17 protein-coding genes are annotated in these 19,311 nt (G+C 71.8%); 8 read left to right on the top strand and 9 right to left on the bottom strand.

Features of this window, described 5'->3' with window-relative positions:
* Positions 1-76: 76 nt before the first annotated feature.
* On the top strand, positions 77-328 hold the full coding sequence (locus ACT3UN_RS06290; RefSeq protein WP_441582743.1) for a phosphopantetheine-binding protein: 252 nt from the start codon (positions 77-79) through the stop codon (positions 326-328).
* Positions 329-337: 9 nt separating this feature from the next.
* On the opposite strand, the gene ACT3UN_RS06285 is transcribed toward ACT3UN_RS06290, so the two are convergent.
* Positions 338-2,104: an amino acid adenylation domain-containing protein gene (locus ACT3UN_RS06285; RefSeq protein ID WP_441582742.1), complete on the bottom strand. Its 1,767-nt coding sequence runs from the start codon at positions 2,102-2,104 to the stop codon at positions 338-340.
* Entirely contained in the window at positions 2,101-3,441 is a 1,341-nt protein-coding gene (locus ACT3UN_RS06280) for a SidA/IucD/PvdA family monooxygenase (protein ID WP_441582741.1), read from the bottom strand. The genes ACT3UN_RS06285 and ACT3UN_RS06280 overlap by 4 nt, the downstream gene beginning before the upstream one ends.
* Before the next feature lie 144 nt (positions 3,442-3,585).
* Here ACT3UN_RS06280 and ACT3UN_RS06275 point away from each other — a divergent pair, with 144 nt between their 5' ends.
* The gene (locus ACT3UN_RS06275; protein ID WP_441579838.1) at positions 3,586-4,311 is read left to right on the top strand and encodes a GNAT family N-acetyltransferase; all 726 of its coding nucleotides are present in this window, start codon (positions 3,586-3,588) and stop codon (positions 4,309-4,311) included.
* A 20-nt stretch (positions 4,312-4,331) separates the two neighbouring features.
* Here ACT3UN_RS06275 and ACT3UN_RS06270 read toward each other — a convergent pair whose 3' ends face one another.
* The 7 genes from ACT3UN_RS06270 to ACT3UN_RS06240 all read right to left on the bottom strand — a co-directional run bounded on the left by ACT3UN_RS06270 (position 4,332) and on the right by ACT3UN_RS06240 (position 12,654).
* Positions 4,332-5,651, bottom strand: a complete 1,320-nt coding sequence (locus ACT3UN_RS06270) for a hypothetical protein (protein WP_441582740.1) — start codon at positions 5,649-5,651, stop codon at positions 4,332-4,334.
* Between the two features lie 27 nt (positions 5,652-5,678).
* Positions 5,679-6,803: an acyl-CoA dehydrogenase family protein gene (locus ACT3UN_RS06265; RefSeq protein WP_444656776.1), complete on the bottom strand. Its 1,125-nt coding sequence runs from the start codon at positions 6,801-6,803 to the stop codon at positions 5,679-5,681.
* On the bottom strand, positions 6,790-7,884 hold the full coding sequence (gene sfnG, locus ACT3UN_RS06260) for a dimethylsulfone monooxygenase SfnG (protein ID WP_444656775.1): 1,095 nt from the start codon (positions 7,882-7,884) through the stop codon (positions 6,790-6,792). Before sfnG ends, ACT3UN_RS06265 begins: the two co-directional genes overlap by 14 nt.
* A gap of 38 nt (positions 7,885-7,922) precedes the next feature.
* Positions 7,923-8,471, bottom strand: a complete 549-nt coding sequence (locus tag ACT3UN_RS06255; protein ID WP_441582737.1) for a flavin reductase family protein — start codon at positions 8,469-8,471, stop codon at positions 7,923-7,925.
* 117 nt (positions 8,472-8,588) lie between these two features.
* Positions 8,589-9,866, bottom strand: a complete 1,278-nt coding sequence (locus ACT3UN_RS06250) for an acyl-CoA dehydrogenase (protein WP_441582736.1) — start codon at positions 9,864-9,866, stop codon at positions 8,589-8,591.
* Positions 9,863-11,305, bottom strand: a complete 1,443-nt coding sequence (locus ACT3UN_RS06245) for an LLM class flavin-dependent oxidoreductase (RefSeq protein WP_441582735.1) — start codon at positions 11,303-11,305, stop codon at positions 9,863-9,865. Before ACT3UN_RS06245 ends, ACT3UN_RS06250 begins: the two co-directional genes overlap by 4 nt.
* The gene (locus ACT3UN_RS06240) at positions 11,302-12,654 is read right to left on the bottom strand and encodes a styrene monooxygenase/indole monooxygenase family protein (RefSeq protein ID WP_441582734.1); all 1,353 of its coding nucleotides are present in this window, start codon (positions 12,652-12,654) and stop codon (positions 11,302-11,304) included. Before ACT3UN_RS06240 ends, ACT3UN_RS06245 begins: the two co-directional genes overlap by 4 nt.
* Before the next feature lie 295 nt (positions 12,655-12,949).
* Here ACT3UN_RS06240 and ACT3UN_RS06235 point away from each other — a divergent pair, with 295 nt between their 5' ends.
* The 6 genes from ACT3UN_RS06235 to ACT3UN_RS06210 all read left to right on the top strand — a co-directional run bounded on the left by ACT3UN_RS06235 (position 12,950) and on the right by ACT3UN_RS06210 (position 19,307).
* Positions 12,950-14,251 carry an MFS transporter gene (locus ACT3UN_RS06235; protein ID WP_444656791.1) on the top strand — a complete coding sequence of 434 codons (1,302 nt, stop codon included), beginning with the start codon at positions 12,950-12,952 and terminating at the stop codon, positions 14,249-14,251.
* 87 nt (positions 14,252-14,338) lie between these two features.
* On the top strand, positions 14,339-15,541 hold the full coding sequence (locus tag ACT3UN_RS06230) for an LLM class flavin-dependent oxidoreductase (RefSeq protein WP_441582733.1): 1,203 nt from the start codon (positions 14,339-14,341) through the stop codon (positions 15,539-15,541).
* Positions 15,538-16,587 carry an ABC transporter substrate-binding protein gene (locus ACT3UN_RS06225; RefSeq protein WP_444656774.1) on the top strand — a complete coding sequence of 350 codons (1,050 nt, stop codon included), beginning with the start codon at positions 15,538-15,540 and terminating at the stop codon, positions 16,585-16,587. The genes ACT3UN_RS06230 and ACT3UN_RS06225 overlap by 4 nt, the downstream gene beginning before the upstream one ends.
* Positions 16,584-17,468 (top strand): ABC transporter permease, encoded by an 885-nt coding sequence (locus ACT3UN_RS06220; RefSeq protein WP_444656773.1) that lies wholly within the window; start codon positions 16,584-16,586, stop codon positions 17,466-17,468. Before ACT3UN_RS06225 ends, ACT3UN_RS06220 begins: the two co-directional genes overlap by 4 nt.
* Positions 17,447-18,166, top strand: coding sequence for an ABC transporter ATP-binding protein (locus ACT3UN_RS06215; protein WP_444656772.1), 720 nt, complete (start codon positions 17,447-17,449; stop codon positions 18,164-18,166). The genes ACT3UN_RS06220 and ACT3UN_RS06215 overlap by 22 nt, the downstream gene beginning before the upstream one ends.
* 1 nt (position 18,167) lies before the next feature.
* Positions 18,168-19,307 carry a serine hydrolase domain-containing protein gene (locus ACT3UN_RS06210; RefSeq protein ID WP_444656771.1) on the top strand — a complete coding sequence of 380 codons (1,140 nt, stop codon included), beginning with the start codon at positions 18,168-18,170 and terminating at the stop codon, positions 19,305-19,307.
* Positions 19,308-19,311: the final 4 nt, after the last annotated feature.

Raw genomic sequence — 19,311 nt, 5'->3', positions numbered from 1 at the left:
ACTTCGTGGGGTGGTGGTACAGTCTGCGCGTCACCGGACAGGTGACACCGAACTACAAGGAATCAAGAGGTGCAGGATGGCTGACGGTGCTGACGACAGGGTCGAGGCGACGATGGGCCGGCTGCTCGCCCGCGTGGCGGAGCTGCTGAACATCGAGGTGTCCCAGATCGACACCGACGAGGAGCTCATGGACCAGGGGCTGGACTCGGTGCGTCTGGTGGAGATCGTGACCTTCCTGCGCAGGGAGGGCTTCGAGGCCGACTTCGCCGACCTCGCCGAGGACAGCTCGGTGGACGCCTGGCGCGAGCTGCTCACCGAACAGGTCTAGAAAGCAGCTCTAGCGCCGGTCGGCGAGCCCGCGCAGTGCCGTGCGGTCCAGCTTGCCGTTGGGGCTGACCGGCAGGGCGTCGAGCACGGTGATCCGGGTGGGCACCATGTACTCCGGCACGTGCTGCGCCAGCTGAGCCGACAGGTCGGCGCCCGCCTCGGCACCGGCATCGGCGCCCGAACCGTCGAGCACGACGAAGGCCAGCAGGGTGTCCGCCCCGCCCCGGTTCACGGCCACGGCACCGGCCTGACGCACCCCGTCGAGCTCACGCAGACGCGACTCGACCTCGCCGAGCTCCACGCGGTTGCCGCGGATCTTCACCTGGTCGCCGATGCGCCCCAGGAACTGCAGCATGCGGGTGCCGTCGACCTCGGTCCAGGAGACCACGTCGCCGGTGCGGTACATCCGCCCGCCGTCGACCTGCGGCTCCAGCGACTCCACGAAGACCTGCGAGCTCAGCTCGGCGCGTCCGAAGTAGCCGCCACCGACCTGCGGCCCGGAGATGCACAGCTCGCCGGGACGCGACCAGCTGTCTTCTCCGTTCCCGTCGGCCCCACCGTTACCGGAGGGGTCGACCTCGACACCGTCCTCGTCGATGACGTACACGCCCACGTTGTCCTCGGGCAGGCCCAGCAGGCTGGCACGGTCGTCGAAGTCGGCGGCGGCCACGAGCTCGTCGGTGTACTCCACCCACGTCACGTCCATCGCCGCCTCGGTGGGGCCGTAGAGCCCGTGCACGCGGCAGCCGATACCGTCGCGGGTGCGCCGCACCACGTCCGCCGGTACCGCCTCGCCGCCGAGCAGCAGGTGGCGGATGTTCGACAGTGACGACAGGGGCGTGCCGAAGTCGTCGAGGACGTCGAGCAGCACCCGCATCAGCGACGGCACCATCGACAGCACGGTGACCTCGTGCACGGAGATCATCTGCACCATCGTGTCCACGTCACCGGGCCACCACTCGGGCCCGGGCACGACCACGGTGCCGCCGGTGGCCAGCGGTCCGAGCAGCTCGGCCACGCCGACGTCGAAACCGACGGGCGCCTTCTGCAGCATCCGGATCGGGGTCCCGGCGCCGGCACCTGCACCGTCCCCCATGACCCGCCCCATCCACTGGAAGTGCGCGGCCACGCCGATGTGCGTGTTCAACGCACCCTTGGGTGTGCCGGTCGTCCCGGAGGTGTAGATCAGGTAGCAGTGGTCGGTGGGGGTCACCGGACGAGACTGCTCGGAGGCGTCGAAGGACGCGCCGGACGCCGCTGCGTCAGCGGCGTCGGCGGCGTCGCTGAGGAAGCGGCGTCCCAACGCGGAGTCGTCCGTGACGGTCCCGCCCGGCAGTGCAACGTCCTGCGCGCCGTCCTGCCGCGGCAGCGACGCCCCGCCGAGGGCGAAGGCGGCGGCCGGGGCGCAGTCCTCGAGGATGAAGGCGACGCGTTCGCGCGGGTAGGACGCGTCGACGGGGACGTAGACCGCGCCGGCGCGGATCACGCCGGCGGCGACGACGGGCAGCCACCCGCAGCGGTGGGCGAGCACCACGACCCGGTCGCCGGTGCCGATGCCGTTGGCGCGCAGGTGGCGGGCCACGGCGCTGGACCTGCGGTCCAGCTCGGCGTAGCTCAGCGTCCCGCCGTCGCCGATCACCGCAGGGGCGTCGCCGCCGGTGGTGAGCGTGTCGTGCAGCAGCGCGTCCAGGGTGGACGGCTCGATGGGGGCGGCGGGGCCGAAGCGCAGGTCGCCGTCACGGCCGGTGTACGGGCGCACGGTGTCGGGTGCGGTCACAGGATGGTCCTTTCGGGACGGGAGGGGGCGTGTCGCAGGGACTCCGGGTCCGGGGCGCAGCCGGCGCCGAGGCCGGCCAGGACACGGTCGGAGAGTTCGCCGAGGCAGCTCAGGTTGGCCAGGCCGGGGCCCTGGTGCCAGCCGGAGACCGTGGGCAGGAACAGGGTGGGGTCCATGCCGGTCAGGGACAGGTCGGCGCCGATGCGGTCCATCACGCCGGACGGGGTGACCGCCCCGCCGCAGGCGCCGATGAGCCGGGCGACGACCTGGTCGTTCATCATGCGGGTGAACCACAACGGCGAGTTGCCGCGGGCGTCGACGACGAGGTCGACGAGCTCGGTACGGTCACCGATCTGCACCTCGGCCATGCCGGCTCCACCGTCCCGGCCGTGCACGCCGGTGACGCGCCCGCGGACGTGGTTGACCCGGTCCTCGGCCATGAGCTTCTCCTGCACCTGTGCGGAGAACACGCCGCGGTCGCACCGGTTGATCACGTCGGCGCGGTCGGACTCGTCCAGGCTCGACCACAGGCGCGGGTCGGTGTAGAGCTCGTTCTCGAAGGAGCCCTCGGCGCGGGTGAAGATCGTGGGAGTGGGGGAGACGACGGCGATGTCGACCACGTCGTGGCCGATGAGTTCCTCCACCACGCTGGCAGCGGTCTCCCCGCCGCCGATCACCGCCACCCGGGAGGCCGGGGGCAGCTGGGCCGAGGACACCGCCTGCCAGAACCCCGCCACGGAGAACACCGTGGGCAGTGGGGCGATGCGACGGTCGGAGCGTCCGGGGCCGGTGAGCATCAGGGCGTCGGCCTCCAGGCGTGAGGTCGTGCCGTCGATCCGGTCGACGGACAGCGACCAGCCTGAGCCGCCTGGGCCGCCGGAGCCGCCGGACGCGCCGTCGCGCAGGCCCAGGCGGGTGACCTGCCCGTTGACCAGCGTCATGTGGGATTGCGCGGCGACCCAGCGCAGGTAGTCGGCCCACAGGTAGTGCCGGGGGTTGGGGTGGCCGTGGTCGACCCACCAGGCGTAACGGTCGGTGGCGACGAGGAAACTCGTCCAGCTGACGTCGAGCAGTGCGCGGTCGACCGCGCGGTTCGCGTCCTCACCGGCGATGCGGGTGCGGTAGGGGAATCCGACGTCCTTGGTGGGGGACGTGCCGAGCTGGTGGCGTCCGTCCGTCCATCCGCCGCCGGCGCGCCAGTTGCCACCCACCCCCTGGTGGTCGACGACGGTGATCGTCGGTGCCGGCAGGCCGAGGCTGCGCAGTGCGTGCGCCTTGGCCTGGACGGCGACCGCCTTGGGCCCGGCGCCGAGGATGATGAGTGAAGGGTTCGACACTGTGAGGAGTGCTCCTGTCGTTGGGCGACGATTGATGTCAGACTGTTCTGGTGGCACGCTACTCTGTCACGGCAGCCCTTATCAAAGGGTAGGAATCCCTAAGTATCATATCTGCGGCATGACCAGCAGGAGAAGGCAGGAACTGTGACCGAGAAGAACCTCACCGATGATCGAGACACAGGAACGGACCTCAGCGTGCTGCACCGGCTGCGCACCGACCTCCCCGACAGCGAGTACCTGGACTCCGCACCGCAGATCCCGGTCGAGTACCGCACCGGAGGCGCCGGAGCGGGCACCGACGGCATCACCCTGCGCGTGGCGGACCCGGACACGGACGCGCAGACGGTCTCTGAGTGGATGAATCTCCCCCATCTCGTGGAGACCTGGGACCAGGCCTGGCCGGCGCAGCAGTGGGCGGCGGACTGGAGGGCGAAACTCTCCACCACCTACGCCGTGCCCCTGATCCTGTCCTACGACGGGCCGGACGGTCCGACTGACGTCGGCTACATGGAGATCTACCGTCCGCGCCGCGACGAGATCGGCATGGCCTACGCCTCCGAACCCCACGACCTGGGCTTCCACGTGGCCGTCGGCGAGGCGACGTTGACGGGCAAGGGCATCTTCGGTCCCTTCGTCGGGGCGTTCGCCGACCGGCTGCTGCAGTCCGACCCGGAGTGCCGGCTGGTGATGGCCGAGCCGGACGTCTCCAACCACCGGGTGCACCGGGTGATGAGCCGCGGCGGCGGGGTGGACGCCGGGCAGTGGCAGCAGCGTGCGGACCGTCGGGTGCGCCTGTTCTTCTGGCCGGGTGCCGGCGTGGACCCGCGCTCGCGCCTGCTCGGCGACCCGCAGGACGGCGACCTGGCGTAGGTGGGCCCGGCGCCGGCTGCTCAGCCGGTGATCAGTCGGCCGGTCACGCCGCTGCCGACCCGCCCGGAGCGTCCGCCGGTGGCCTTCGGGTCGGTGACCCCGGGCAGGCGCACCAGTGTGGTGCCGCCGGGGTGGGTGGCCTGCAGTCGTTTGACGATCTCGAAACCGTTGACCTCGGGAAGCTGGGACAGGTCCACGGTCCGGTCGGCGGTGAGCGACCCACGTCCGAAGAGGTTGATCGAGGTCGCCGGCACAGGTGCTGCAGGCACGACGGCTTCCGTGACCCCGGCGTCGATGAGCCGTGCCAGGGCGGACAGGCTGATCAGCGCCTGCTCCAGGTGCGGCCAGATGAGTTCGCCACCGGCACCGCCGCGTTCGTCGACCACCGTCACCCGCGCCAGGCGCTGGGTCCCCAGGATCACGTGCGGCACCCCGTCCACCGGACGCACCGGCCCGGATACCGACACTTTCGCCGCGCTGACCTCCACCGTCGCCGCCGGTACCGCGCCGGACGCTGCATCGGTCGCTGCATCGGTCGCTGTGCCGCCGCGCAGCGCGTCGCGCGCGTGCGTCAGCGTGGCCAGCACGGCCGGGCCACCGGTGAGCAGTGGTGCACCGTCCAGCCCGGACGCCGCGGCGACCACGTACTGGCGGTCGAGGCGTCCGACGGTACGCCCCACGCCGGGCGTCAACGGCGAGGTTCGCCCGCGGGCACGCAACGCCACCGGGGCGTCCGGCAGTCCGGCGCACGCGCGGGCCAGCAGGACCGCGGCGAGCATGATCTCGTCGTGGCTCACCCCGAGCTGCGCGGGGAGCAGTTCGAGCAGGGCGTCGGCGTCGCTGACGTCGAAGGTCTTGTACGTCGACGGCCCGCCCCCGTCGAACGGTGCCGGCGGGTCCATCTGCGCCTGCGGGCCCCAGTCGCCGGCCGGGGCGACCGCGTGACCGGACAGCAGGGACCGGGCGTCGGCGACGAGGGTGGCCCACGACTCCGCGTCGACGACCCCGCGGTACACGCACAGCAGCAGCCGCGTCGGAGAGAGCAGGCTGACCCGCCACACCTGCCCGGACGCCGGGTCGAGGGACGCGGCGAGGGCGCCGGGGCCCGTGCGCTCCTCGGCGATCACGTCGTCCGGGGCGAAGGACGCCTGCCCGGGCACGGTGCACGTCCCGTCCGGCGCCACGACCGCGCGCAGCGCCCCGTGGGTGTCCATCAGCCCGGCGACGAGGAAGCGCAGGTCGGCGTCCTCGATGCCCTCGGGGTCCCCACCGTCCCCGTCGGTGTCGAGTGTCGTCCAGTAAACGGCGGAGGGCGGTACCGGCGGGACGCTGAAAGTCATGCCCCGCAGGTTACCGGTCGCCCCCGCTCACAGCCGGGGCCCGGGTGTGGGGTCCTCGCCGGTGAGCGCGGCGCGGCCGAGGACGACGAGTTTGTCGCGGCGTCGTTCGTGCAGGGTGTGGGTGCGTAGGTCGCGCCAGTGCCGCGCCAGGTCCCCGCCGTCGCTCCCGCCGGGACCGGTCACCCCGCGGGTGCCGGTGAGTTCGAAGAGGCGGGACGCCAGGTCGACGGTGAGCCGTCCGGTCGTCGTCTTCGCCGCGGCGACCGCCAGCGACGCGGCGGCGGACGTTGCGGCGGCACCGTCCTGAGTCCCGTCCTGTGCCCAGGCGTCGTCGACGGCGCGTCCGGCCTTCTCCAGGACGGCCTCGGCGGCGAACTGGGCGGCGACGAGGTCGCCGGCCAGGTGCGCGGTCACCGGGTCGGGGTCGGACGCGTCGGCGGCGCCGTCGCGGCTGAGCGCGAGGGCGGCGTCCAACGCGGCGCCGGAGATGCCGACGTCGATGGCGGTGTGCAGCAGCTGGGCGAAGGCGCCGTAGGCCGGCGGGCCCGATGCCGTGTCGAGGGCGCGCACGGCGTCCGGCGGGACGGTGACGTTGTCGAGGACCACGGTGCCGGAGGCGGTGAACTCCTGGCCGAGCGGTGAGCGCTCGCCCCAGTCGTCGAGGATGCCGATACCGGCGGTGTCGGCGGGCAGGAAGACGACCAGGGACTGGTGGTCCTCGCCGGGGCGTCGGGCGGTGACGGCGAGGACGTCGGCGTAGGCGGAGCCGGTGCAGAAGATCTTCTCGCCGGTGAGGCGTCCGCCCTGCAGGACGGTGGGTTCGCGTTCGGCCTGGGCGTTGGCGACCAGCGTGCCGTCGCGCAGGAGGTCGGCCCAGCGGCGTTCGGCGTGCGGGTGGGTGCCGGTGAACAGCCAGCGGGTGAAGACGAAGTGGCTCTGCGGGATCTGTCCCAACGAACCGTCCCCGGAGGCGAGGATGCGCAGGACCTCGGCGATCACCGAGGCCGGCAGCTCGGGCCCGCCCAGGCGGGCGGGCACCGTGGCGGCGAGCAGGCCGGACGTCCGCAGCCGCTCGACCGCGTCGGCGACGAGCGCCTGACGCGTCTGCTGCGGCTGACGCGGCTGACGCGGCCCGCTGCTACGCGGGGACATCTGCGGGGTGGGCGGCGCGCAACGGCTGGATGATCTCGGTGCCGAAGCGCTCGACCTCCTCCTGGAAGTGCAGGTAACCGGTGAGCACGAGGTCCACGCCGATGCGGCGCAGCTCGTCGATGCGTTCCTCGATCTGCTCGCGGGTGCCGATCAGACCCGTGCGGAAACCGTCGTTGTACTGCACCAGGTCCTCCACGGTGGAGTTGGCCCACATGCCCTGGCCGTCGGCGGTGGACTGGCCGGCCTGCTTCACCGACTGGCGGAAGCCCTCCACGGCGGGACGGCTGGCGTTGTCGACGATGTGGCGCAGCTTGTCGTGCGCCTGCTTCTCGGTGTCCTCCAGGATGACGAAGGCGTTGACGCCGATCTTCGTCTCGCGCCCGGCGGCCTCTGCGTGGTGGCGGACCTTGTCGATCTGGGCGGCGAGTTCGTCGACGCGGGCGCCGTTGATGAAGTACCAGTCGGCGTGGCGTCCGCCGTTGGCCTGCGCGGCGGTGGAGTTGCCGCCCTGGAACAGTTCGGGGGCGACCTGCGGCCGCGGGCTGATGGCGTAGTCGTGCAGGCGGTAGAAGTCGCCCTGGAAGTCCGCCGGGGACTCGGTGAAGATCTTACGCAGGACCTGCAGGAACTCCGCGGAGCGACGGTAGCGTTCATCGTGCTCCAGCCAGGGTTCGCCGAACTTCTGGAACTCGTCCTTCAACCAGCCTGAGACGACGTTGAGCGCGAAGCGTCCGCCGTGGATCTCGCTGGCGGTGGTTGCGAGGTTGGCCAGTACCGCGGGCTGCCAGAAGCCGGGGTGGACCGCGGCGATGACCTTGAGCCGTTCGGTGGCCTCGAGCAGCGCCAGGGAGAAACTGACGGACTCGTGCTGGGACTCCGCGCCGTAGGAGCCGAGGTAGCGGACCTGGGTGAGGGCGTAGTCGAAGCCGACCTGCTCGGCGGTGCGCGCGAGGGTGCGGTTGTAGTCGATGCCCCAGTCGGTGCGTTGCTCGACCTCGGAGACCACCAGGCCGCCGGAGACGTTCGGTGTCCAGTAGGCGAACTGGAGGTCCTGGGGTGCAGGTGTGGTGGCGGTGGACATGGGTGCGCCTCCTTGTCTTCTTTTCCTGGTCTAGTTGGTCAGAGTTCGCCGACGACGGTGACCTGGGAGCCGTGGAACACCAGCGGCACCTCGGAGGGGGCCTCCTCGCTGACGCGGTCGATCTGCAGCACGGCGGTGACGTGGTCGCCGGTGTCGTACTCGTTGACGATGTGGCCGGTGAGGTGGACGACGGCGTCGTCGACGAGCACGGCGTCGCGGTCGGTGCTCCAGCCGACGCTGTCGAAACGCTTCTCGACGGGGCCGGCGAGCTGGCGGACGTGGGCCTGGTGGGCGCGGGTGAGCACGGAGATGCCGAGGTGCCCGGCGTTGCGCAGCAGCGGCCAGGTCCGGGAGCTCTTCTGCACGCTGACCGCGACGAGTGCGGGGTCCAGCGAGAGCCCCACATAGGAGCCGACGATCAGGCCGACGGGGTGGCCGTCGACGACGGCGGCGACGGTGGTGATGGGCGTGGGGATCGACGCCCACGCACTGCGCAGCGCGGTGGGGTCGGCCGCTGCGGAGTGGGTGGCGGTGTGGGTGGCGGTGTGGGTGGCGCTGGCGGTGTGGGTGCTGAGTGAGGACGTCACGGTGGTTCTCCTGACGGGGGATGGTGTGTGGGGGATGGTCTCAACGTGCGACGACCCCGAGTAGACCATGTGGTCTGTTCTCGGGGCCATGATTCGCCAAAGGGGTGAATGGAAGGTCTACGGCGTGACGACCCCGCGCACCCCGGCGCTCCAGGCGTAGGGCAGCGTGGTGCCGTCGCCGGTCAGGGCGTAGCGTCCGAGGGCCTGCTGCTTGTACACCGCCGGGTTGTGCACGGCCAGGGTGCGCGCGTTGCGCCAGTGCCGGTCGAGGTTCAACGTGTCGGACGCCAGGGACGCCCCGCCGGTCTCGAAGATCTCGGTCACCGCGTCCAGCACCAGCGGGATCAACGACACCTGCGCCCGGGCGGCGGCGCGTTCGGCGGCGTCGATCTGCGCGTCGGTGCCGTTGAAGGCAACGGCCACCGCCTCGGCGACGGCCAGGGTGGTGGCGCGGGCGGTGAACGCCGCGGCGTCCACCCGGCCCAGCACCGCCTGCACCAGCGGATCCTCACGCGGGACGTCGGCCGGTGCGTGGGTGTAGGTGCGGTCGCGGGCCAGGACGCGGTCGCGGGCGTCGTCGGCGGCGCGCCGGGCGATGCCCGCCAGCGCGGCGAGGTGGAACAGCTGCAGGTAGGACGTGTCGGGCGTCCTGCCGCCGGTGCCGTAGCCGCGCGGCGCGACGTCGTCGGGGCCCACGGTGACGTTGTCGAAGATGGTGGTGCCCGAGCCGGTCAGGCGTTGGCCGAAGCCGTCCCAGTCGTCGATCTGGTGCACGCCGGCGGCGGTGACGGGCACCGTGGCGGTGACCCGCTCACCGTCCAGGTCCGCGGCGACCACGATCCGGTCGGCGAACAGGCTGCCGGTGCTGTAGTACTTCGTGCCGTTGAGCAGGTAGTCTCCGGTGCCGTCCTGCCTGGTCAGCCTGGTCTGGTAGCGCTCGGCGGCACCGACGCCGCGCTCGGAGATCGCGTTGCCGAACAGCACGCCGTCCACCACGTCGCTGAGGCTCTTCTCGGCGGCGGAGGCGGCGGAGGCATCAGAGCCGTCAGGACTTTCCAGCGCGGCGAGGAAGCCCTCCACGGAAAAGAAGTGCACCCGCAGCGCCTGGGTGAGGTTCGGGTCGGCGGCGGCGAGGTCGGTGAGCAGGGAGAACGTCTGGGGCAGCGAGGCGCCGAAGCCGCCGCGGTCGACGGGCACGCGCAGCGTCCCGAAGCCGGAGTCGCGCAGCAGGCGGATGCCCTCGGTGGGCAGTTCGCGCCGGGCGTCGCGGTCGGCGGCGCCCTCGGCGATGCGCTCGAAGGCCGGACGGAAGACCTCGGCGAGCTGCTCGTCGCTGGGTGCCGAACTGTTCGGGGTGCTGGTCGGGGCGGTGGGGGAGACAGGGGAGATGGTCATGATCGGACTCCTTCGGTGCGGGGGAGGTGGCTGGTTCGCGCGGCGTGGGCGGGATGGTTGTCGGGGACCCGGTCGCCGCGGCGGAAGAGGGTGTCGCGCAGGGTGGTGGGTGTGGTGGGGTGCTCGCGTGGGTAGCGTCCGCGGTCCTGCAGGACGGGCACCACGTGCTCGATGACGTCGCGGAAGGTGCCCGGGGTGACGGCGTAGGCGAGGTTGAAGCCGTCGACCCCGGTGGTGGTGACCCAGTCCTCCAGCTCGTCGGCGACGCTCTCGCCGGAGCCCACGACGACCGGGCCGAGCCCGCCGATGCCGCCGAACTCCGCGAGGTCGCGCACCGTCCAGCCGCCGGTACCGTTTCCGGTACTGCTACCGCTGGCCTGCTGGAACGCCGCGACCGCGGACTGGATCGCGTTCGAGGAGGCCGCCGGGCCCAGGTCGGTCAGCGGTGCGTCCAACCCCACCTCGGCGAAGTCCACGCCCATCCACCCGGACATCAGCACCAGGGACCCCTCCGGGTCCACGTAGTTGCGGTACTCGGTGGCCTTGGCCTGCGCCAGCTCGTCGGTCTCGTCGGTGATCACGGTGAGCAGCGCGTAGATGACCACGTCCTGCCGGGAGCGTCCGGCGTCCTGCAGTTTGGCGGTGAGGTTGTCGACCACCGCGGTCAGCGTCTCCTTCGTCGGTGCGGCGACGAACACGGCCTCGGCGTGGGTGGCGGCGAAGGTGCTGCCGCGGGAGGACGCCCCGGCCTGGAAGACCACCGGCGTGCGCTGCGGCGACGGCGCGGAGACGTGCACGCCCGGCACGGTGTAGTGCTTGCCGTGGTGGTTGATGGGATGGACCTTGGCCGGGTCGGTGTAGATGCCGGTCAGCGGGTCGGCGCGCACCGCGTCGTCCTCCCAGGAGCCCTCCCAGAGCTTGTAGAGCACCTCCAGGTACTCGTCGGCGTGGTCGTAGCGGGCGTCGTGCTCGAAGGTGTCGAGCTGGCCGTGTGACTGGGTGTTCTGCGCCGCCGAGGGCAGGTAGCCGGTCACCACGTTCCAGCCCAGGCGCCCGCCGGTGAGGTGGTCGAGGGTGCTGGCGCGACGGGCGAAGGGCACGGGGTGCTCGAAGGCGGTGCCGGTGGTCAGCCCGAAGCCGAGGTGTTCGGTCACCGTCGCCATCGCGGCGACGAGCGGCAGCGGGTCGGTGACGGGCACCTGCGCGCCGGCGCGCAGCGCCGCGTCCGGCGACGCCCCGTAGAGGTCGTACACGCCGAGCACGTCGGCGAGGAAGACGCCGTCGAACAGGCCGTCCTCCAGCGTGCGGGCCAGGTCGGTCCAGCAGGTCAGGTCGGTGTAGCGGTGCGACTCGTCGTCCGGGTGGCGCCACAGCCCCGGCGACTGGTGTACCACGCAGCTCATGTCGAAGGCGTTGAACCGGATGCGCCCGCCACTCATGCCGCCACCTCGCGGAAGGACGCCACGAGCTCGCGCACGTCACCGGCGGTGCGCAGGCGCAGCGCCGGCGACGGGTCGGAGAACAGGCTGAACAGGGTGCTCGCCGCCGCCGGGTCGCCGGGGGAGGAGGTGAAGAACTCCTGGGCGACCTCGGCGTACTCCGGGTCGCCGAGGAACAGTGAGGTCACCGCGACACCGGCCGCGGCGTGGTTGTCCCAGTGCGCCTCGAAGAGGTCTGCGAGCAGGTTTTCGTCCCAGGCCTCGTCCTTCTCCAGCGCCTCGCGCAGCCCGTCGCGCAGGGCGGCGACCTGGTAGGTGCCCAGTTGCGCACCCTGCCCGGCGATGGGGTCCACGGCCACGGAGGTGTCGCCGAGGGTCGCCACGAGGTGGCCGCCGGACGTGCGGGCGGTGGGGCGGCGCACCCGCGGGGTCACCGCACCCTTCAGCCAGGAGTGCGGGTCGGAGTCCAGCGGGCGCAGGGAGTCGAGGTCCCCGGCGACGTCCGGGAACACCCGGTGGTGCAGGTCCTGCAGGACGTCCAGGGCCGTGTCCGCGTCCACCGCGGAGCGGAACGCCTCCTCGGTGGCGGTGCCCGGGCGCGCCCAGGCGAGGATCACCCAGGTGTCCCGTTCCCCGTCCTTGTGCAGGTGCGGGCCCACGAACACCTCGCCCTCCTCGTGCAGCGACAGCAGTCCGCCGGGCACCGTGCTGCCGCGCCCGGCGAAGACGTGGTCGGCCGGCAGGCCCTGGGCGGTGACGGTGAGCAGGTACCGCTGGGCGGAGTCGTAGGGGGTGCGGTCGGTGTCGGTGTCGAAGATGTCGGCGAGACCGGCCTTGCCCGTGGCCACGAACGTGAGGTCGTGGCCGGCGGCCACGGCGTCCAACGACTCGGCGGTGACGTCCTCGACGATGAAGCGGCTCGCGGCAGTGCCGTCGGCGCCGTCCTGCGTCTCGGCGAGGAATTCGCCGAGCCGGTCGTCGGCGCGCAGGCGGGGGTCCACCGACTGCGCCTCGTAGGTGAACCCGGCGGTGAAGGACGCCTCGGGCGGTGCCCCGGCGATGCCGACGGAACTCGCGGTGAAGTGGGCGGCGGCCTCGGTGGCGGGGTCTCCGGCGGTACCGGCGTAACGGTCGGTCGTGATGGTGCGGTCGGGGGTGCGCGAGGCGCCGAAGAGGATCGCGGTACCGGTGGCCGGCACCTCGTCGCGCAGCTCGGAGCGGGTGCGGTTGCTGTAGAGGTCCACCGCCCAGCCCTCGCGGTGGAAGGCCAGGGCGGCGTTGACGCCGGCGAGGCCCGCGCCGATGATCGCGATGGATGGGGTGCTGTTGGTGTCGTGTGTGCTTGTCATGCCCCGGAACCGTAGGGTGCCGCCCGCGGGGTCCGACACCCTTCGCCACGATGCGTGGCGAACCCTTGACCGGGGACGACGCGGCACGGTAGAAGGCAGGGCAGGTGCGTCTACACGTGCCCGGTGTCCTGCGCACGGCGGGTGGGGAGTAGGTTTGCAGGGGTTCTGACGGGCGCTTATGGTTCGTCGGGTATCAGCGCGCATTTCTTGAGCAGGAGGTTTTTCGACGGTGGCGGACGACAGGCAGGGTGGCGACCGGACGCAGAGGCGCGGCAGGTTGCCCGGCGGACCGGTGATCCCGGTGGTGCTGGCGTTCGTCGCCGTGGCCGTCGCCGCGGTGAACCTGCGCGCCGGCATCGCCTCGCTCGGCCCGGTGCTCTCCGACGTGCTCGACGCCTACGGCACCTCCAGCTCGTATGCCGGGCTGATCACCGCCCTGCCCGGGGTGCTCTTCGGCGTGATGGGCCTGTGCGCCGTGCCGTTGGCCCGACGCATGGGCCTGAGCCGCACCATCCTCATCGGCATGGTCGTCTCCCTGGTCGGCCTGGTGGCACGCCCGTGGGTCGGCTCCATGGCGGTGTTCATCACCCTGACCGGCCTGGTCGTGGCGGGAATCGCGCTGGGCAACGTGCTGATCCCGGCGTGGGCGAAGAACTACGGCGGACGCCGCACGGTGGCGTTGATGACCGTCTACAGTGCCCTGCTCGGGGTGTCCGGCGCGGTGGGGCCGCTGTCGGCGCTGTGGTTCGACGGGGACGACGCCTGGCGCTGGGCGCTGTTCGTGTGGGCCTTCCTGTGCATGGCGCAGGTGCTGGTGTGGGTGGTCGTCGCCCTGCGCACCGGCTCGGACTTCCCCGGCGCGACGAAGAAGCAGGACGCTGCGGCGGCCGCGCCGTCCGCGCCGTCCGCGCCGTCCGCGCCGTCCGACACGATCCCCTCGGCGCTGCCGCAGCCGACGGAGGAGGAGGTCGAGCGTCTGACGCGCACCTCGCTGTGGCGGTCGCCGACGGCGGTGTTCCTCACCCTGTTCTTCGGCGTGCAGGCGATGAACGCCTACCTGCAGATGGGTTGGCTGCCGCAGATCTACGTGGACTCCGGGGTGTCGCGTGACGTGGGCAGTGTGGCGCTGGCGATGATCGGCGCCTTCAACATCCTCGGCGGCATCGTGATGCCCACCGTCATCGACCGGGCCCGTAGTCTCGCACCGTTCCCGCTGGTGTTCGCCCTGCTCACCGCCGGCGGGTACCTGGGTGTGCTGCTCGCGCCGACGGCCGCGCCGCTGCTGTGGGCCGGGCTGCTGGGCCTGGGCGGGTTCTGCTTCCCGACGGCGATCGCGCTGATCACCGCGCGCAGCCGGTCCTCGCTGGTCACCGCCAGGCTGTCCGGGTTCGTGCAGCCGATGGGTTACTTCATCGCCGGCATCGGACCGTTCGTGATCGGCCTGGTGCACGGGCACACCGGCGACTGGACGGGGATCCTCGTGGCCCTGGTGGTCATCGCCCTGCTGATGGGTGTGCTGGGTGTGCGCGCCGGCAAGAACACCCTCATCGACGACGAGCTGCTCGCCACCCACTGGCGCGAGTACACCGGGCACTAGGGCTGGCGGCAGTACGGGCGCCCCTCATTCGGTTCAGGGGGAGCGGAAGCCTGGGGTGCGGAGTAGACCGAGTGGTTCACTCGGGCCATGCCAACACATGATGAACCCGACCGTGAACCCGAACTGACCTTCCACTGGTACCTGCCGCCCTTCGTCGACTCCCGTTACGTGGTCGGCGGCGGGCCCGGTGGTCGCGTCGCCGCCAACGGCCGCGACGGTCTGCCGGACCGCCCGGTCGATCCCCGCTACCTCACCCAGCTGGCGCTGGCCGCCGAGCAGAACGGCCTCGACAGCGTGCTGATCCCGGTGGGCCTGTGGTGCGAGGACCCGTGGCTGATCGCCACCAGCCTGCTGGGCGTGACCGAGCGGCTGAAGTTCCTGGTCGCGGTGCGTCCGGGGCTGGCGTCGGCGTTGAAGGAGGCGCAGTCGGTGGCCACCTTCCAGCGGTTGTCCGGCGACCGGTTGAACCTCAACGTCGTCACCGGTGGTGAGCCGGTGCAGCTGGCCGCCAGCGGCGACCGCCTGGACAAGGTGCAGCGCTACGAGCGCACCGCCGAGTACCTCGAGGTGTGGAAGCGGCTGTGGACCAGCGGGGAAGGCGACGACCCCGTCGACTACGTAGGACGCCACGTCGACGTGCGCGGCGCACGTCTGCCGGTGCGTCCGGCGACGGTGCCGCCGGTGTACTTCTCCGGCTCGTCCCCGGAGGCGCTCCAGGTCGCCGCCGAGCACGCCGACACGTACCTGACCTGGGGGGAGCGTCCTGCCGAGGTGGGCGAGAAGCTGCGCGCCGTGCCGGAGGCCCGGGGCGGGCTGCGCGTCCACGTGATCGCCCGGGAGACCTCGGAGCAGGCGTGGGACGCCGCGGCGCAGCTGCTCACCCACGTCTCGGAGGAGGACGTGCGTGCCGCGCAGGAGGCCATCGCGTCTTCGGAGTCGGAGAGCCAGCGGCGCATCGCCGAACTGCACGGGCGCGGGGCGTCCTTCCACCGCGGTGACGACGTGCGCGCGCTGCAGATCCACCCGGGCCTGTGGACCGGTGTGGGTCTGGTGCGCGGCGGGGCGGGCACGGCACTGGTGGGTTCCTACGAGGAGGTCGCCGACCTGGTCGTGGAGTACCAGCGTGAGGGGGTCACCGAGTTCGTGTTGTCGGGCTACCCGCACCTGGAGGAGACCTACCACGTGGGTGAGGGTGTGATCCCGGCGGTGCGTCGGCGTGGTTTCGCCGTGACGAACCACGGCCCGTCGCTCGCGGAGAAGGCACAGGACGCAGAGGTGAGGAGCGCATGAGACGGAGCACCAACCGCACCACGCTGACCACCCTCACCGCCGTGGTCGCGTCGAGCGCCCTGGCGGTCAGCGGCTGCAACGCGGTGTCGGACAGCACCGGGGACGCCGACTACGACGAGACCGCCGCGATCTCCGACGAGGTCGACGAGGACACCGTCCTGCGCATCGGCGACCCGCGCACGCAGACGGCGCTGGAGGCGTCCGGCCTGATCGACGAGCTGGACTTCACCCCGGAGTGGGCGAACATCGACGGCGGGCCGAAGACGTTGGAGGCCTTCCGCGCCGACGCGCTGGACGTGGGCGCGGTCGCCGACATCCCGCCGCTGTTCGCCACCTGGACCAATGAGCCGGTGCGCATCGTCTCGGCGCGCCGCACCGTGGACCCGTTGGAGCGCCCCACCTACGAGCTGGGTGTGGCACCCGGCGCGGACGTCGCCGACATCAAGGACCTGAAGGGTAAACGCATCGCCTACAGCCCGGGCCAGGCGCAGGGTGCGCTGGTGCTGCGCGTGCTGCAGGAGGCCGGGCTGAGCAAGGACGACGTGGACCTCGTGGAGCTGCAGAGCACCGACGACACCTTCGTCAACGTCATCGCCAAGGGCGAGGTGGACGTCGCCCCGCTGGGCATCGAGCAGGCGCGGTCCTACCTGGCGAAGTACGCGCAGGACGGTGCGTCCACCGTCGCCCCGGGCGTACCGGATGACCCCTGGCACCTGTACGTGCCGACGTCGACGCTGCAGGACGAGAAGAAGACCGCGGCGCTGAAGCAGTACGCGCAGGTGTGGGACAAGCTCAACCTGTGGATCAACGACCACCGCGAGGAGTACGCGCAGGCCTACCTCGTCGACCACGAGGGCCTGTCGGAGCAGGACGCCGACTACGTGGTGCAGCGTCAGGGCGAGTTCGCCGTGCCGGACACCTGGGACGACCTCATCGCCGAACACCAGGAGACCGCCGACCTGCTGTCCGAGGAACAGGACCACCCCGAGATCGACGTCGAGGACCTCTACGACCGTCGCTTCGAACCCGAGGAGTTGTCGTCATGACCACCACACTGGAACCCACCACCTCCCCGCCGGCGGGGACACCACCGACGCAGGACGCACCGCACGCTGCGTCCGGCAGCACCGGCACCGACGTGCGCCCGGTGCGGCGCAGCTACGGCCCCGGGCGGGCCACGCGCCGGGCGCGCGGCTCCGTCGGCGTCCTCGTCCTGCTGGCGGCGTGGGTCGTCGGCTCGGCGACGGGCCTGATCGACCCGCGCATCCTCGCCGCACCCTGGCAGGTCGCGAGTGCGTTCGGCGAGCTGGTGGCCTCCGGGCGCCTGCAGGAGTCGCTCGTGGCCTCGCTGACGCGCGCCGGCATCGGCATCGCCGCGGGCGTGGCCGCCGGTGTGGCGCTGGCCCTGCTGGCGGGCCTGTCGCGGTGGGGTGAGTCGCTGATCGACGGTCCGGTGCAGGTCAAACGCTCGATCCCCACACTGGCGCTCATGCCGCTGCTGATCCTGTGGTTCGGCATCGGCGAGGAGATGAAGATCACCACCATCGCCCTGGCCACGCTGATCCCGGTGTACATGAACACCTTCGACGGGCTGCGCTCGATCGACCGGCGGTTCGTGGAGCTGGCCAGCACCCTGGAGCTGGGCCGGGTGGAGTTCCTGCGCCGGGTGATCCTGCCGGGCGCGCTGCCCGGGGTGATCCTGGGGCTGCGCTACGGGGTGACCGCGGGGCTGCTGGCCCTGGTCGTGGTGGAGCAGGTGAACACCACCTCCGGGCTGGGGTACATGATCACGTTGGCGTCGAACTACGGGCAGACCGAGATCATCGTGGTCGGCCTGGTGGTCTACGCCGTGCTCGGCGTGGCCGCCGACGCGCTCATCCGCACTGTCGGAGGGAGGGCGCTGACATGGCGACGAACCATCAGCTGAGTGTCCGTGACCTGCACCGCAGCTTCGACGGCACCCGCGACGTGCTCGCCGGGGTGGACCTGGACATCGCGCCGGGCGAGTTCGTGGCCCTGCTGGGACGCAGCGGGTCCGGCAAGTCCACGTTGCTGCGTGCTCTGGCCGGGCTGGACGCCGACGTCGCCGGGCACGGGGTCGTCGCCGTACCGGAGCGGGTGTCGGTGGTCTTCCAGGACTCGCGCCTGGTGCCGTGGCTGCGCATCGCCGACAACGTCTCCCTCGGGTTGCCGTCCACCGGTGCCGCCGGGCGGGCGACGGAGAAGGCCGTGGCCGACGCCCTGGAGGAGGTCGGCCTGGCCGGGCGGGAACGGGCCTGGCCGGTGGAGCTCTCCGGCGGTGAGCAGCAGCGCGCCGCACTGGCCCGTGCCCTGGTCCGCCAGCCGGAGCTGTTGCTGGCCGACGAACCCTTCGGCGCGTTGGACGCGTTGACGAAGATCCGGATGCACGGTCTGCTGCGCGACCTGGTCGCCCGGCACCGCCCGTCGGTGCTGATGATCACCCACGACGTGGACGAGGCGATCGCCCTGGCAGACCGGGTGGTGGTGCTCACCGACGGGTGGCTGAGTCTTGACCTGCGCACGGACAGTACGGACGGTGCAGGCGCAGACGGGGATCTGCGCGAGCGCCTGCTGGGGGAGTTGGGGGTTGTGGCACACTCCTGACATGAGCACTTCTGCAGAGTCGGTGGCCGCGCTGATGCGCGCGAGGGTGGCGGACGGCCGGTTGCCCGGCGGTGTCGTCGCCGGCGGGGTAGGCGGGGAGGCCGGGGACACCGTGCTGGCCGTGGGCGTGCAGGACCTGGCGTCCGGCACGCAGGTCACGCCGGACACCCTGTTCTTCTGGGACTCCCTGGGCAAACCCGTCATCGCGGCGGTGGCGTTGACCTTCGTCGCCGAGGGCCTGCTTGACCTGGACACCCCGGTGACCCGTTGGCTGCCGGAGCTCGGTGAGCCGTGCGTGCTCGTCGAGGCCACCGGCGCCCTGGACGAGACGGTGGCCTGTGACCGTGAAGCCACGGTGGAGGACCTGCTCACCCTGCGCGGTGGGCTGGGCTACATCCCGGATTTCGAGGCGCTCTACAGCGTCCGGCTGTTCGCTGACCTGCAGGAGGGCCACCACGGGGAGGTGTCGCGCGAGCAGTACCTCGCCGCCGCCGCGGCGATGCCCCTGGCGCACCAGCCGGGGCAGGGGTGGACGTACAACACCGGTGCCACGCTGCTGGGCCTGCTCGTCGAGCGCGTCGGCGGGGCCTCACTCGAGGAACTGACGGCCACCCGCGTGCTGACGCCGCTGGGCATGGACGACACGACGTGGTGGGTGGACGCCGCGCGGCGTCCGCGCTTCGCCTCCCGCTACGTGGACTCGGCGGACGGTGTGCGTCTGGTGGACGCCGCGGACGGCGTGCACGCCGCACCGCCGTCCTTCCCGGACGGGGCGGGCGCGTTGATCGGCCCGGTAGGTGACTGGGTGCGTTTCGCCCGGATGCTCGCCGGCGGTGGGGAACTCGACGGGGTGCGGGTACTTCCGCAGAACCTGGTCCGCGCGATGATGACCGATCATCTCGACGACGCCCAGCGGGCGATGGGTGGCTTCTTCCTCACCGACGTGGACGGTCAGGGCTGGGGCTACGGCGGCAGCGTACGCCCGGACGGATCCTACGGGTGGGCCGGCTCGGCCGGCACGTGGGGGCGGGTGGACCCGGCCACCGGCGAGGTGCTGGTGGTGTTCACCCAGCTGGCCCTGCACGGCCCGCAGGGTTCGGCCCTGTTCGACGAGGTCGAGCAGGTGTGGGGCGCACGCTGAACCC

The sequence above is a fragment of the Corynebacterium sp. AOP12-C2-36 genome (genome assembly GCF_052379185.1).
GTDB lineage: Bacteria > Actinomycetota > Actinomycetes > Mycobacteriales > Mycobacteriaceae > Corynebacterium.
The sequence above is the reverse complement of the archived record's forward strand: the minus strand, read 5'-3'. Positions and strand labels throughout refer to the sequence as shown.

Coding starts and splice junctions, on each gene's coding strand:
- ACT3UN_RS06215 (WP_444656772.1), top strand. CDS start 17,447: ATGGCGACGAACCATCAGCTGAGTGTCCGTGACCTGCACCGCAGCTTC.
- ACT3UN_RS06210 (WP_444656771.1), top strand. CDS start 18,168: ATGAGCACTTCTGCAGAGTCGGTGGCCGCGCTGATGCGCGCGAGGGTG.
- ACT3UN_RS06250 (WP_441582736.1), bottom strand. CDS start 9,866: ATGACCATCTCCCCTGTCTCCCCCACCGCCCCGACCAGCACCCCGAAC.
- sfnG (WP_444656775.1), bottom strand. CDS start 7,884: ATGTCCACCGCCACCACACCTGCACCCCAGGACCTCCAGTTCGCCTAC.
- ACT3UN_RS06220 (WP_444656773.1), top strand. CDS start 16,584: ATGACCACCACACTGGAACCCACCACCTCCCCGCCGGCGGGGACACCA.
- ACT3UN_RS06265 (WP_444656776.1), bottom strand. CDS start 6,803: ATGTCCCCGCGTAGCAGCGGGCCGCGTCAGCCGCGTCAGCCGCAGCAG.
- ACT3UN_RS06230 (WP_441582733.1), top strand. CDS start 14,339: ATGCCAACACATGATGAACCCGACCGTGAACCCGAACTGACCTTCCAC.
- ACT3UN_RS06240 (WP_441582734.1), bottom strand. CDS start 12,654: ATGACAAGCACACACGACACCAACAGCACCCCATCCATCGCGATCATC.
- ACT3UN_RS06290 (WP_441582743.1), top strand. CDS start 77: ATGGCTGACGGTGCTGACGACAGGGTCGAGGCGACGATGGGCCGGCTG.
- ACT3UN_RS06245 (WP_441582735.1), bottom strand. CDS start 11,305: ATGAGTGGCGGGCGCATCCGGTTCAACGCCTTCGACATGAGCTGCGTG.
- ACT3UN_RS06225 (WP_444656774.1), top strand. CDS start 15,538: ATGAGACGGAGCACCAACCGCACCACGCTGACCACCCTCACCGCCGTG.
- ACT3UN_RS06270 (WP_441582740.1), bottom strand. CDS start 5,651: ATGACTTTCAGCGTCCCGCCGGTACCGCCCTCCGCCGTTTACTGGACG.